Here is a 14,037-nt window from a genome sequence, read left to right as displayed (position 1 = left end):
GAAAAATGAATCTTTTGAAAAAATCTTTAATTGTGCCAGCTTTAACACTGCTTTTATACTCAAATGTATATGCTGAAAAGATTTACAATCTAGAATCTATGCCTCTTAAAGAGGCAATAGAAAGAATAAGTGAAGATATTGGATTACCATATATTGTAGATAGTAATCTACTAAAAGATAAAAAAATACAAAAAATGGAAAATATAAAAGGTTCTAAAAATGCACTTTCAATTATCTTAAAAGAGTGTGGACTTGAAGCAGAAATAAAAAATGACACTATTATTATCAAAGAGAAAAAATCTGAAAATACAAATTCTTTAGGTGAAATAAATGTTCTAGCGAGTGCTGATGGTTTAGCTGAAGACGGATATCTATCAAAAGATATTTCAGGTATAGGTCTATGGGGAAATAGAAGTTTACAAGACACCCCTTATCAAATGAGTGTTGTTTCACAAGATATGATAGAAAACACTGCAAGTGGTATTGACCAAGTTTTTAAAATGAATCCTGTTGTTCAAGTAAAAACAACTTCTACTTCTTCACATAGTTGGAATACTCCAAATATGAATATAAGAGGATTTGATGTATCAGGAAATCATATATTAGATGGTATTCCTTTTTCTTGGGTAGAGGGTGTTACAACTGAAGAACTTGAAAGATTAGAAGTATTAAATGGTTTAACAGGGTTTTTATATGGTGTGGGTTATGTTGGAGGAGCAGTAAATTATGTAACAAAAAAACCAACTTTAGAGCGACATACAAATCTTACTATTGGAACTACTGGAAATGAAGCAGCTTATATACATGCTGATTTAGGTGGAAAAATTGATGAAAAAGGAAAATTTTCTTACAGATTAAATGCTTTAAAACAAAATGGTGAAACATCAATTGAAAATCAAAAAATAGATAGAGAATTAGTAGCTGGTGCATTGGATTGGAGAATTACTGATGATTTAATTTTTACATTTGATGCATCTCATAAAAAAAATAATACAGATAAATTAACTAGCTATTTTGTAAGTAGTCAATCTGCAACTATTTTAAATCCTAAACAAGGTTATGCACCAGATTGGACTTTTTCTGATAGTTCACAAGATAGATTGGGATTTAAATCATTATGGCAAATCAATGACAATATAAAACTTAGAACTGCATATATTCATCTTGACCATGAAAATGATATGTCTATGCCTTATGTTTATGATAATTCTGATGGAACATATAGCTTCAATTATTATAGAGCTTGGCCACAAACATCAACAACTCAAGGTGCTTATGTTTATGCAGATATTGATTTTAATACATTAAAAGTTGAGCATACTTTAACTATGGGAGTTTCAGGTAATAAAACTAAAAGTAATAGCATTGATGGTGCTTGGGAATGGGTTAATTTAGGAAATTATACATTAGAGCAATTAAACAATATTTCAAGACCAACTTATGTAGGAAATGAAAATAATAAAACTTATCTATCAAGTCGCAATGAAAAAACAAATATTATGATAGGTGATGATATAAGATTTAATGAAAATTGGAGTGCATTAGTTGGTTTTAATTATGCAAAAGTGGAAGAAAAGAATTACAATATTGATGGTGAAAAAACAGGTGGATATGATGCAGATGATATTACTCCCAGTATATCTTTAATCTATAAACCATTTGAAGATCTAACAACTTATGCAACTTATATGGAATCTTTAGAAAGTGGTACAATTGTTGGAGATTTATATTCAAATGCTGGAGAGATATTTAATCCTTATGTAAGTAAACAATATGAAGTTGGAGCAAAATATTCTCTTTCAGAAAATTTACTTTTAAGTTCAGCACTCTTTAGAATAGAAAAAGCAAACTCTTATGAAGAATCAGAGGGAACAGGATTAAAATTAACACAAGATGGTTTAGTAATTCATCAAGGATTAGAATTAACTTTAACTGGAAAAGTAACAGAAAATTTAACAGTTGTTGCTGGTGGAACAATTATGGATTTAGAAATAGATAAAGCCAATGCAAACGAAGGTAAAAAGCCAACAGATACAGCTTCTAAAATGGCAAAACTATATGCAGAATATAATATTCCATTTATTCAAGGGTTAACAATAACTGGTGGAGCTTATTGGACAGGAAAATCATATAGAGATGGAGCAAATACAGATGTTATTCCATCTTATACAGTTTATGATGGAGGATTAAGATATAAAACTAAATTGGATAAATATCCAACAACTTATATTGTTAATGTTACAAATCTAACCAATAAAGAGTATTGGAGAAGTTCAACATCTTTTGGTGAACCATTAAATATAGCCTTTTTAATGAAAATGGAGTTCTAACTATAAAGAGACTAAACCTTAACTAATATAAATATTATGAAAAGCTGAATATAAAATAAACATATAAAAATTGTTTTAACCTTTACTATTGTAAAATCTCCATTTATGAAGGAGTATTAATGAAAGCAATAGAGAAATTTTTGGCCAGTTTTTTAAGTGAAGATATTGGAAAGTTACTACTTAGATTTATGTTAGGCTTTTTAATGTTATTTCATGGTTTATTCAAATTTCAAAATGGTATAGAGGGGATAAGAAGATTAGTAGCTAACTCAGGTTTCCCTGAATTTGTTGCTTATGGAGTATATGTGGGAGAAATTATTGTACCGATATTACTTATTTTAGGTCTTTACACAAGAATAAGTAGTTTTATTTATGCTATTACAATGTTTTTTGCAATCTATTTAGCTCATAGTTCATCTATATTTGAACTAAATTCAAAAACAGGTGGAGTAGTTGTTGAAACTCCTCTTTTATTTCTACTTGGTGCTGTTGTTCTTATGTTTATTGGAGCAGGTAAATATAGTGTTGACAAAAACTAATTACTATATTGATTAGATTTTTACACTAAAACAAGCACCCAATTTTTTATTCTCAACCGTAAGTTCTCCCTTGAAATGAGAACTTATGATTGTTCTTGACATATAAAGCCCTATTCCACTTCCTGCATCTTTTGTAGAAAAATATGGTTCAAATATTTTATCTATTATTTTGCTATTAATCCCTCCGGCATTATCACAAACTGTAGTTATACTTTTATTCTCTACAAGATCAACTCTAATTACAATTTTTGGATTTGTAATTGATTTTAATATTAGTTCATCTTTTGCATTAGTAATTAAATTCAAAATTACTTGTGAATACTCATTTTTATACGACCTTACTTTTTTATCTTTAATAACTATAAATTCTAGTTTTATATCATAAATATCTAAAAGTGGTTTCATAATATCAATTGAGTTTTGTACAGCTTGAGAGATATAAAAAAGCTCTTTCTCTTTTTCAGGTTTATAAAAATCTCTAAAACTATTAATTGTATTAGACATAAAATCAATTTGTTCATTAGACTCACAAATTTTATCTTTTACAAACTTTCTATCTATTTTTTCATCTTCTAAAGCCAGTTGTAAATTCATATTTATATAGCCAAGATGTGTTAGTGGTTGTCTCCATTGATGGGCTATATTATTTATCATTTCACCCATTGAGATTAATTTACTTTTATGAATAAGAAGTTTCTCTTTTTCATTTTGTTCATCTACTAAATCTCTTAACATAAGACCAAGGGCAAAACTAAAAATCAAAGACTCTAAAGGCGTAGCAATATGGATACCATATATACTACTAAAAGGGAACATATAATTTTGTAATATAAAAAGGAAAAATGACATAATAAGCCAACCAAAGGTGTAAAAAATAGCTTGTTTATTCCCTTTGTATACTGCAATTACTCCTGCAATACTTGGAATAATAAAACCAACTGAAAATGACATATATTCATATAAGATTGAATATTTAAATATTGTTATAGCAAAAAGATCAACAACATTTAGATATATAAAAAAGTTTAGCAACTTGTCCATTTTGGGCATTAACTTTTTTGTCTCTAAAACCTCTTTTGCAAAAAGTAGTGTTAATAGAAAAGCAGATGTTTCAAAAAGATCTATCACTGCTTGTTCAGTATTTGTTACATAAGGTCTAAAGCTTAAATATGTAAAACCTATCAAAGAACAAAGAACACAAAACTGCATTAAAGAGTAATATAAAAAACATTTTCTTTTTGTTGAAAAAAAGATTACAAGATAATAAAGAAAAGCACAAAAGATTATTCCATACGCTACGCCATATAATATCCCTTCATAAGGGAGAAGATATCTATATTCAAACTGATTTAATGGTGTAAATCTAAACTCACCTCTTTTTGGTTTTTCATAGTTGTAATTAAAAAAAATTGTATTTGGTGTATTCTTATCAAGTTTTATTATCGCAATATTATTTACTCTTTTATACTCAACATTTGTATAAATTAGAGAATCAAAATCAGAGATAATGCTCATATAATACGTTTCATTTTTTAGCTCATCTTTTTTTAGCACCATTTTTATAGAGAACTCTTTTAATTTAACATTATCATACTCTTTATAGTTATACTTTGTTAACAATTTATAAGTTTTAAAATCTTCTGAAATATATAAAGCACTAACAAGTTTTTTATAAAGATTTGATGAGTATAAACTAGAGATAAAAAAAAGGACAAAAAAGAGTGCTTTCATAAAGTTAATCTATTTTATACCCTATCTTAGAAATATTTTTAATAGTATCTTCTGGAAGTTTTTTTCTTAAGTCTCTAACTAATAATCTTATTGCATTTTCACTCATATACTCTTCACCCCATACAAAATTTTGTAACTCCTCATAACTAACAGCTCGCGGTGATTTTTTACAAAGCAATCTTAAAAAAGCTTGTTCATTTTTTGCTAGTTTTATGCATTTTTCATTATCTATTAATAACTCCGATGCCATATCAAAATAGCACTTTTCATTAAAATATTTTTTATTATCCTTATTATCAAAAACCAACTTTGCACAACTCATTAATAGGGGATAAATTACCTCATGGCGTATAGGTTTAGGAAGGTATTTTACAAGTCCTAAATCAATAGCATCAAGAAGATATTTTGTATCTGTAAAAGCTGAAAGAACAATAAACTGCGTATTTTTATCGCTCTGTCTTATTTTTCTTACCATATCCAAGCCATTTAATTTAGGCATTTTAATATCAGTAATTACAACATGAGGTCTCTCTTTATTTATTATCTGCATTGCCTCAATTGCATTACTTGCCTCTAATACAGTATTGAATAAACGATTTAAATAAGAGACTGCATTTTTTCTAATTAACTCTTCATCTTCAACATATAATATTTTTAAATTTTTATACTCATTTTTTGACATAAGGAATTATACATAAAAAATTCTTTAATTTTAATAGTGATTATCATTAGTGAATAAACAGACAGAGAAAATCCCTGTCTGTTTATTTTAGAAAGTATATTTAAGTGTTAGCATAGCACTTCTTGGTGTACCATATACCATACCATTAGCTCCAATTCCATCATAATATTTTTTATCAAAAAGATTATCAACATTTAGTTGTAAAGATGTACTTTTATCAATTTTATATGAAGCCATTGCATTAACTAAAGCAAATGCATCTTGTGTAATTCGTCCTAATGTAGTATCAGTATAGTATTTACTTTTATAATTAACTCCTGCTCCAATTGCAAATTTGTTAAAGGTATATTTTCCAAATAAGTTTGCAGTTGTTCTTGAAGCTTTTGTATTATATTTTGTTCCATCTGCTTCTTTTGCTTCAAAATTTGCAATTCCAAAATCTAAAGTAAAATTATCAGTTACTTTTCCTGAAACATCAAATTCAAAACCTTTACTTGTTACTCCATCAGCTTCAATACTTGCAATTGTTGTAGTCCCTGGAACAAAAACTCCACTTGGATTATCTTTTGCTACTTTATCTTGTTCTATTCTAAATATTGATAATGAAGTATTTAATTTTCCATCAAAATATTCACCTTTAATCCCTGTTTCATAAGATTTTCCTTCAATTGGATTTAAGTAATTTCCACTACTATCTTTTGAACTTTGAGGTTGAAAAATACTTGTATAACTTGCATATACTGAATGATTATCATCTAATTCATATACTAATCCCACATAAGGAGTTACTTCATTGTCAAATTTTCTACTCTCTGTAGAGGGATTTGAACTTGTATATTCCCACGATGATAATCTTGCTCCAGCAATCAATTTTAAATCATTTGTCAAAGAGAATTTTCCTGCTAAATAGACCCCTTTTTGTTCTATTTGTTCAGGGGCCGTAATATAAAGAATATCAGATGCAGTCGAAGTAGGATAAGCAATATTATAGTTAAAATAATTTGTTAAAGCTGTATAATATCCATCTGGATAAATTCCATCATACTGAGTAGTTTTGTTTAGATTATATGAAGCACCTAAAATCAATTGTTGAGTTAATCCACCTAGTTCAAAAGGAACATCTATATTTACATCATAGTTGTCTTGTACATTTTCAGTTTCAGCGAGCCAATCCATATATTGTATACCACTGCCATCAGCTTTATTAATTGCTCCATTAAAATATAAAAGTGCTGTATCACTACCAATAATATCGTGAGAATAAGAAGCATTAAAAGTTATATCTTTATATAAGTTTTGTTTTAAATCTGCAAAAACAGATTTAATTTCACTATTCCAATATGTCCAATCTTCTGATACTGTTTGTGATCTATCAAAATCTGTTCTAGTTCCATCAGAATAAAAAGCTGGTAAACCTCCCCATCTAATTCCACTTCTATCTAACTTTTGATATGAACCTCCAATTGATAAGTATGTTGTATCTGTTAAATCTGCATCAATTACACCATATATAACATTGTTCTCTTTTTCATATTTATCCATGTAAGAATCACTACTTTCATGTTTTACAACCAATCTTCCTCTTACACTTCCGCTCTCATTTAATTTTGAGCCAATGTCTGCAGTTAAACCATAAGAGTTCCAAGAACCAGCACTTAAAGAAACATCCCCTGTAAACTCTTTACTATTTGCTCTTTTTCTAACTAAATTAATACTCATTGAAGGGTTTCCTGAACCAGTTGTTAGCCCATTTGCTCCTCTAACTATTTCAACTCTTTCGAAAATTGCTAAATCAATGTCTCGTTCATTATATTCACTATAAGTTGGCATACCATCAATTTTGTAGTAATCAATTGTAAAACCTCTTGCAGTTGAATGCATTCTTTCATCCCACTGATCAATTGTAACTCCTGTCACATATCTTAGCATTTGCTGATATGAAGTAACTCCCATATCCTCAAGTTTTTGTGCTGTTAATACACTTACAGATTGGGGCGTATTTCTTAATGACAAATCCAATTTTGTTGCCGTGCTCATTGAATTAACTGTATATGACTCCTCTTGTGAATCTGTTGCTAAAACCTCAACATTCCCCAATGATTTTTTTTCTGTGCTCTCATTTTCACTTTGTGCATACAATCCTGACTGTAATGCCAAAGCAGTAAAAACAGATAGTGCGAATATCTTTTTATTTTTAAATTTCATAAGTCTCCTTTTTATTGATACCAATTATCAAAATCTATAATTATGGAATTATTTCTGAATTTTTCTTATATCATCTTTAGCTTTTACACAATCATGACAACTAAAAAATAAAATGAAAATTTTTGTAGTCTACACATCTTTTTCACATCTTTTTCAATTAAAATATAAAATGTCAAAATTAGAATTTATAAACAGTCCCATTAGAAATGCAAAACTTGAAAAAGATAAATTAGAGATGATTTGCAGCTGCTTTGTGGAAGATTTTACAGCAAGTCAAACTGCAAAAAAAATCAATATAAGTAGACAAACAATAAATAGTTACTACAAAATATTAAGAACTTATCTTATTGATCAACAAAAGATGTTAGATAATATATTTTTATCTACTATTTCAAATAAAAGTACTCTTACTATTAAATACTTTATTTATAATAGCAATGTGATTTTTTATGTGCAAGACAATGACAATACTTACTTTTTAAGTAATGAAAATACTAATAAACTTGATATTTTTATAAATAGTTCTCTTAAAGATTCTTTACTTAAACATAAAAGAGCAAACTGTGCAAGAGTTCTTTATAATACAAACACTAAAGAGTATTATGTATCAGGTTTTTTAAAATCTTCCCATGATGTAGATAACTTTATAACCAATCGACTAAAAAAATTTAGAGGAATAAACAAAGAGAACTATGTTGTGCATATTTCAGAATCTTTTATAAGATACAACAATACCAACTCTTCATTAAAAAAACAGCTGCTAGACTTTTTAAATATTAAATACTAATTTCACCATTTTTTGTATTTTTATATTAATGATTGTAAAATCACTCCATGAATGAAGAACTAAATATCCCATACTACAAATTAATTAATTTAGTAGAAAAAGTAATAAACCCTTTTTCAAGGGAGACTATAACAGAACAAATTAAAAGTGAATATGGAAAAGGCTTTTTGATTTGGCACAATCTTGGTAATGGTATTGCTACTTCTGCAAACAACTATACTCTTAACAAAAACTACATAATATCTTTAGAATCAGATGTTCCTGGTGCAGTAATTATTTTTAATTTGGGAGAAGATATTATCTATAGATTTAAAGATGGCAAAAAGTACGAATTAAAGAAAAATAGATTCTTTGTTGGTTTCTCTTCTGATGAATTTATAGTTCAAATGTTACTAAAAAAAGATTTTAATTACAATACTTTAACTATAGGAATAAAAGAGGAACTTTTTTTAAGACTTACAAATAATTTTGAAATTCTAAAAGAGAAGATGGAAGAGGCAAAAGAGAAAAACTACTCTATTTTAGATGGAAGTGAAATTGATCCTGACCAATTGGAGATGTTAAGTAGTTTTAAAGAAAAAATAGTAGATGAAAATTTACTAAACAAACTCTACTTTGAATCAAAAACAACAAATTTAATACACTATACAATAAATAAACTACAAAAGATTATCAATACAAGTTCAATATTAGATACTAGAAAAATTGACTCTTTAGAGAGAGCAAAACAGATTATATTAACAGAATATAACAGTTCTTTATCTATAAAAGAGATTGCATATAAATCTGCAATAAATGAGTGCTATTTAAAAAAAGATTTTAAAAGCTATTATGGAATGACAATCTATGAAATGCTTCAAAAACATAGAATGGAGATGGCAAAAAAATTTTTAAAAGAGAACTATAGCGTTAAAGAGACAGCTTTAAAAGTGGGTTATAAACATATTGGTAACTTTAGTAAACTTTTCACTTCATATTTTAATACAACTCCAAGTAACTATAAAAAAGAGTTAGAAAACTAAATTTTTCCCTATTTTAGATAAAAATTTCCCTATTTTGATATTACAATATTGATAATAAGTATCAATATATGATAATATTCGCTCCAATTATTCACATAGGAGCAAAAATTTATGAAAGTTAGTAATTTCAAAAGTAGTATATCTATTACACTTTCTGCATTGCTTACAACTTCACTTTTAGCTGATGAAGTAAAAAGCAAAGAGACTGAAAAACTAAATGATGTCACAATTGTTGAAAAAACAACAAGTGATTATAAACCTGTAGGCAAAGTTGAAATAAACAGAACAAATATTGGTTTAGAAGATAGTGCAAAATCAATTCAAGTATTTAATGAAGATTTCTTATTTGATTATCAACCTCAAACTTTAACAGACATTGTAACAATGTCATCAAATACATCTTTTAGTGGAGATAACAATGGAAGAAACAATGTCTATATTATAAGAGGTTTTTCTGGAGTTCCTGTTTTAAGAGATGGATTTAACTTAAATAATGCAATTACAAATACAGAGATTTTCAATTTCGAAAGAGTTGAAGTTCTAAAAGGACCTGATTCTTTACAATATGGGGAAGCTAATCCTGGGGGATTAATAAATTTAGTAAAGAAAAAACCTCAAAAAGAGAATCATGGAGAGATACAACTTGAAGTAAAATCAAACCCATCATTTAGCCCAAAAATTGACGTTGGTGGAGCAATAAATAGTGATGGCTCATTAAGATATAGATTAGTATCATCATATCTTTATGAAGAGGATACAAAAGATTTTAATACAGATACAAAAAGAGTCTTTATTGCACCTTCTGTTGCTTATGATATAAATGACCATCACACTGTGACATTTATGACGGAGTATTTAGATGAAACTACTCCTGCTGATTACGGTACTTTTGTAAATAGTAAAGGGAAAATTGTTGGAGATAAAAATTTAGTTACCTCAAGTCCAGATGCCGAATTTGACAAAACTCAACAAATTATTGGGTTTGATATAACTAGTACTTTTGATACTTGGGATTCAAATTTTAGATATAGATATATTGACTTATCAAGGGATAATGACTCTATTTATAATGTAAGTAGCTATAACGAGACTACAAATCAAATTTTAAGATATTTTGCAACACAACACTTTGATTCTGATGAACATGCAGCGCAGTTTACAATCAATAAAGAGTTTAAAATTGCTAATATGAGAAATAGAATTAGTTTAGGAGTAGATGCAAAAAGATCTGACACTGAGACAAATGGTTATTTTGATACTTCAATTCCATACTATCTAAATGCAAGTAATCCTGTATATATACCACTTACTTCACTTTCAGACCATCCTGCTGCTTTTGAATATGTAAATACAAATACTATTACAAAATCTTTTGGTGGTTTTATTCAAGATCATTTGAATATTACAGATGATTTAATCTTTAGTGCAGGTATTAGATATGACAAAGTAAAATCTGAAAACCTAAATAGAGTTAGAGCTACTTTCCAAGAGTATAATAGTTCTGCTTATACTCCTCAATTTGGCTTAGTATACAAGATTACATCACAAACTTCTATTTATGCTAATTTTTCAAAATCATTTAATCCTCAATCTTCTACTTATATAAGTAGTGATGGTGAACTTTTGGATCCAGAAGAGGGAAAGGGGTTTGAAGTTGGGTTAAAACAAAAACTTTTCAATGACAATTTTACTCTTACATCAGCACTATTCAAAATTGAAAAAGAGAATGTTGCTCAAACTGATCCAGCCAATGCTTTATATTATGTTGCAAGTGGTAAACAAAAAAGTGAAGGATTTGAAGTTGATTTAGCTGGTGAAATTTTACCTGGATGGTCTTTGATTGGATCTTATGGATATACAAAAACAAAAGATGTAGATAATTCAAACAATGAACTAACTGGTGTGCCAAAACATAGTGCAAACTTTTTTACTACATATGATTTAGGACAAATTGGATTAAAAAATATGTATGTGGGAGCAGGAGCAAGATTTTTAGGAACTAGATATGCAAATACAAGTAACACTATAAAATTAGACTCTACAATTATTTATAATGCAATGCTTGGATACAAAAAAGACAATTGGAAAGTTAATCTAAGCCTTAAAAATATAACAGATGAATTGTATGCAGAAACAGCTTCTACAAGTAGAGTTCAAATTGGTGAGCCAAGAAGTGCAATGTTAACAGTTAGTTACTCATTCTAATGGATTTTTTTAAAATGAGTACCCTTTACAAATATCTCTGCACACCTGAAAAAAATGGTAGAAAGATTGGATTGTTTAGAATTCTTAGCGCAATTTTTGGAGGATTAATAGTGTCATATTTAGGTATGACACTATTGGCATTTATAATCCCCGTAGAGATTGCAAAGAGTGCAATAATCTCAATTATGTTTAACACTTTTGCTTGGGCAATAGCTGCTACTTGGATAAGTTTGTCTTTTACAAAACTTGAAGCTTTGTTAAGATTTTTAGTTCCCTCTTTCATCTTTGCAATTTTGCTCTATATTTTATATTAGGGCAGAACAGATGAAAAAATCTCAACTATTTAAACAAAGACTATTTAGAGTCCATATAGCAGCAGGCGTAACCTTTTCTTTGATAATGTATCTTTCACTCTTTTTTGGAGTATTTGCAATAATGCTTCCTTATATAAAAAATTGGGAAAAACCCTCTAGACATTTACAAACAGTAAATATCACAACTGTAGATTACAACTCTATGATTGATGAAGTTTTCAAAGATCCAAACTTTCCACAAGACAATGCTTTAGTAAATCTACCTGGTAGAATGAATGACCCAATGGTAACAATTTCACATAGATTTGTTCAACCAATTGCTTTTAATCCACTTACTGGAGAAAAAGTAGAAGATGAGAGTAAAAAAACATCAGATTTAGCAAATTTTTTAAATGAGTTGCATTATGGAGCTCCACTTAATTTTATTGGAAGACTCTCTTTTGGTTTTGTTGCTGTTGGAACAATGGTTCTTATAATAACAGGTTTAGTTCTAATTTATCTATTTAATTTCAACAATCAAGGGAAAAATCAACAAGCTATTTTTTCAAAAATACATGTAAAAGTTTTTACTTGGCTCTTTGTTCCTTTTTTTCTAATAGTTCTTAGTGGAGCAGTTATGAATGTGGGATTAGTAAGCTCTTCTGTGATGTCAAAAATATTAACCAAAGGGGAAGCTAATGCCATTGATGGCGTTGTAGGCAAAGTTCTTTTTTCTCAAAAAGCACCAATAAAAAAAGAGAATGAAAAAACAAAGATGTTACCACTATCTCAACTTATAACAAAAGCTCAAAAGATAAATCCAAATTTAACATTTAAGCAAGTTAAACTTATAAATTGGAATGATAAAACAGCTAGAGTTGAAATAATAGGTTATAACCCCTATAAACCATTTTTAAATGGAGGTGTTTTCAATCTACCATCTGTTACTCTAAGTGCAGTTAATGAAGAGCTAATTGAGAACAAAAAAGTTTTAGATAATAGTTGGCCTGTTTTTGTTGCAGAAACTATATTTTTCTTACACTTTCTCTTTGGAATTGATATTTTTTCAAGAGTAATAGTTGCTTTAATGATGGTTCTATGTTGCATTGCAATAGGTTTTGGAGTTATGCTTTGGCTTGAAAAAAAAGCAAAAAAATTTGACTCAAAAATCCCTTTTTATCACTGGATGGGAAAACTCTCACTGGCTTGTATGATTGGAGTTATTCCTGCAACTGCAACACTTTTCCTCCTTCAATGGAGTTTGCCTTTTGATTTAGAAGATAGAGTTTTATGGCAAAAAGGGATCTTTTATAATGTATGGTTATTTACACTATTTTGGTCTTTTTACCGAATAAATTCATATAAAGCAGCAAAAGAGTTTCTTTTTATAAGTGGTGTTTTTTTTATATTGTCATCACTATTTCACTATATATATTTAAAAACAACTCCTATTGCTTTAGTAGAAAATAGTATGACAAATATATTTGGGGTTGATTTTACACTTGTAATTTTTGGATTAATACTTATTTATGTGGCAAAAGTATTACCAAAAAACAGAGAAAATGCCAAAATATTTTGGCCTAAAAAAGAAAAAAAGGTTATAAAATGAATAGACTAATAAAAGTGGCAATAGTTGCCCTCTTTCCAATTTATCTGTATTCTCACTCTTTAGTTTTAAATTTAATGGACAATGAAGATGGAACAATTACAGCATCAGGTATGTTTAACACAGGAGAGAGTGCTGCTGGGGCAATGGTTAGAATTCTTGCCATTGAGTCACAAGAGATTCTGTATGAAAAAAGGCTTCCTGAAAGTTCAGAATTGACAATTCCAATTCCAAATATTGCATATACAGTTCTCTTAGATGGTGGACCAGGGCATGCGGTAAGTAAACCAGGTATTGAACCCCAAGGCGGTTTTGTAAAAGAAGAGATGCCAAAAGAGGGGAAAAACAAAAAAGAGCAACCTAGTAGAACTAATATGCAAATCTCATCTAGCAATGCAGTGACATACTCTATTATAGTTGCTTTTCTTTTACTTTTTGCAACAATATTTATAAGTATAAAAAACACAAATAAGTTGCTACAAGAGCTAAAAAAATAGTTATAAAAAAGAGCATGACAAGAGTTTAAATGTATACAAAATATATAGCTATTTTGTGATTCTTGTCATGTTTTAAATAAAAATAAGTTTAGTTTTACATAATATTGATTATAATTCTCAAAATATAAACTTGAAGGATG

At 28.4% G+C, this 14,037-nt stretch carries 11 protein-coding genes; 8 read left to right on the top strand and 3 right to left on the bottom strand.

Annotated elements, in window-relative coordinates:
• Window positions 1-5: 5 nt before the first annotated feature.
• Both AEBR_RS02520 and AEBR_RS02515 read left to right on the top strand, forming a co-directional pair.
• Window positions 6-2,330, top strand: a complete 2,325-nt coding sequence (locus AEBR_RS02520) for a TonB-dependent siderophore receptor (protein ID WP_129086919.1) — start codon at window positions 6-8, stop codon at window positions 2,328-2,330.
• Between the two features lie 119 nt (window positions 2,331-2,449).
• Entirely contained in the window at window positions 2,450-2,869 is a 420-nt protein-coding gene (locus AEBR_RS02515) for a DoxX family protein (RefSeq protein ID WP_129086918.1), read from the top strand.
• Between the two features lie 12 nt (window positions 2,870-2,881).
• Here AEBR_RS02515 and AEBR_RS02510 read toward each other — a convergent pair whose 3' ends face one another.
• The 3 genes from AEBR_RS02510 to AEBR_RS02500 form a co-directional block, all read right to left on the bottom strand.
• Entirely contained in the window at window positions 2,882-4,600 is a 1,719-nt protein-coding gene (locus AEBR_RS02510) for a sensor histidine kinase (protein WP_129086917.1), read from the bottom strand.
• Between the two features lie 4 nt (window positions 4,601-4,604).
• A complete protein-coding gene (locus AEBR_RS02505) occupies window positions 4,605-5,282 on the bottom strand; it encodes a response regulator transcription factor (protein WP_129086916.1) in 678 nt (225 codons plus the stop codon).
• 87 nt (window positions 5,283-5,369) lie between these two features.
• Window positions 5,370-7,487, bottom strand: a complete 2,118-nt coding sequence (locus AEBR_RS02500) for a TonB-dependent siderophore receptor (RefSeq protein WP_129086915.1) — start codon at window positions 7,485-7,487, stop codon at window positions 5,370-5,372.
• Between the two features lie 169 nt (window positions 7,488-7,656).
• Between AEBR_RS02500 and AEBR_RS02495 the strand changes: the two genes are divergently transcribed.
• From AEBR_RS02495 to AEBR_RS02470, 6 genes are all read left to right on the top strand, one after another.
• Window positions 7,657-8,274: a hypothetical protein gene (locus AEBR_RS02495; RefSeq protein WP_129086914.1), complete on the top strand. Its 618-nt coding sequence runs from the start codon at window positions 7,657-7,659 to the stop codon at window positions 8,272-8,274.
• Between the two features lie 47 nt (window positions 8,275-8,321).
• Complete coding sequence (locus AEBR_RS02490) at window positions 8,322-9,296, top strand: helix-turn-helix domain-containing protein (RefSeq protein ID WP_129086913.1); 975 nt, start codon at window positions 8,322-8,324, stop codon at window positions 9,294-9,296.
• Window positions 9,297-9,407: 111 nt separating this feature from the next.
• Window positions 9,408-11,501 carry a TonB-dependent siderophore receptor gene (locus tag AEBR_RS02485; RefSeq protein WP_129086912.1) on the top strand — a complete coding sequence of 698 codons (2,094 nt, stop codon included), beginning with the start codon at window positions 9,408-9,410 and terminating at the stop codon, window positions 11,499-11,501.
• 14 nt (window positions 11,502-11,515) lie between these two features.
• The gene (locus AEBR_RS02480; RefSeq protein ID WP_129086911.1) at window positions 11,516-11,815 is read left to right on the top strand and encodes a hypothetical protein; all 300 of its coding nucleotides are present in this window, start codon (window positions 11,516-11,518) and stop codon (window positions 11,813-11,815) included.
• Window positions 11,816-11,825: 10 nt separating this feature from the next.
• Window positions 11,826-13,403: a PepSY-associated TM helix domain-containing protein gene (locus AEBR_RS02475; RefSeq protein WP_129086910.1), complete on the top strand. Its 1,578-nt coding sequence runs from the start codon at window positions 11,826-11,828 to the stop codon at window positions 13,401-13,403.
• Complete coding sequence (locus AEBR_RS02470; RefSeq protein ID WP_129086909.1) at window positions 13,400-13,897, top strand: hypothetical protein; 498 nt, start codon at window positions 13,400-13,402, stop codon at window positions 13,895-13,897. The genes AEBR_RS02475 and AEBR_RS02470 overlap by 4 nt, the downstream gene beginning before the upstream one ends.
• Window positions 13,898-14,037 lie beyond the last annotated feature (140 nt).

This window comes from Halarcobacter ebronensis, from assembly GCF_013201825.1.
Lineage (GTDB): Bacteria > Campylobacterota > Campylobacteria > Campylobacterales > Arcobacteraceae > Halarcobacter > Halarcobacter ebronensis.
This window is presented reverse-complemented; position numbering and strand designations above follow the sequence as displayed.

Excerpts from the sequence above, each read along its gene's own strand:
- AEBR_RS02520 (WP_129086919.1), top strand. The coding sequence starts at position 6 with ATGAATCTTTTGAAAAAATCTTTAATTGTGCCAGCTTTAACACTGCTT.
- AEBR_RS02515 (WP_129086918.1), top strand. The coding sequence starts at position 2,450 with ATGAAAGCAATAGAGAAATTTTTGGCCAGTTTTTTAAGTGAAGATATT.
- AEBR_RS02510 (WP_129086917.1), bottom strand. The coding sequence starts at position 4,600 with ATGAAAGCACTCTTTTTTGTCCTTTTTTTTATCTCTAGTTTATACTCA.
- AEBR_RS02505 (WP_129086916.1), bottom strand. The coding sequence starts at position 5,282 with ATGTCAAAAAATGAGTATAAAAATTTAAAAATATTATATGTTGAAGAT.
- AEBR_RS02500 (WP_129086915.1), bottom strand. The coding sequence starts at position 7,487 with ATGAAATTTAAAAATAAAAAGATATTCGCACTATCTGTTTTTACTGCT.
- AEBR_RS02495 (WP_129086914.1), top strand. The coding sequence starts at position 7,657 with ATGTCAAAATTAGAATTTATAAACAGTCCCATTAGAAATGCAAAACTT.
- AEBR_RS02490 (WP_129086913.1), top strand. The coding sequence starts at position 8,322 with ATGAATGAAGAACTAAATATCCCATACTACAAATTAATTAATTTAGTA.
- AEBR_RS02485 (WP_129086912.1), top strand. The coding sequence starts at position 9,408 with ATGAAAGTTAGTAATTTCAAAAGTAGTATATCTATTACACTTTCTGCA.
- AEBR_RS02480 (WP_129086911.1), top strand. The coding sequence starts at position 11,516 with ATGAGTACCCTTTACAAATATCTCTGCACACCTGAAAAAAATGGTAGA.
- AEBR_RS02475 (WP_129086910.1), top strand. The coding sequence starts at position 11,826 with ATGAAAAAATCTCAACTATTTAAACAAAGACTATTTAGAGTCCATATA.
- AEBR_RS02470 (WP_129086909.1), top strand. The coding sequence starts at position 13,400 with ATGAATAGACTAATAAAAGTGGCAATAGTTGCCCTCTTTCCAATTTAT.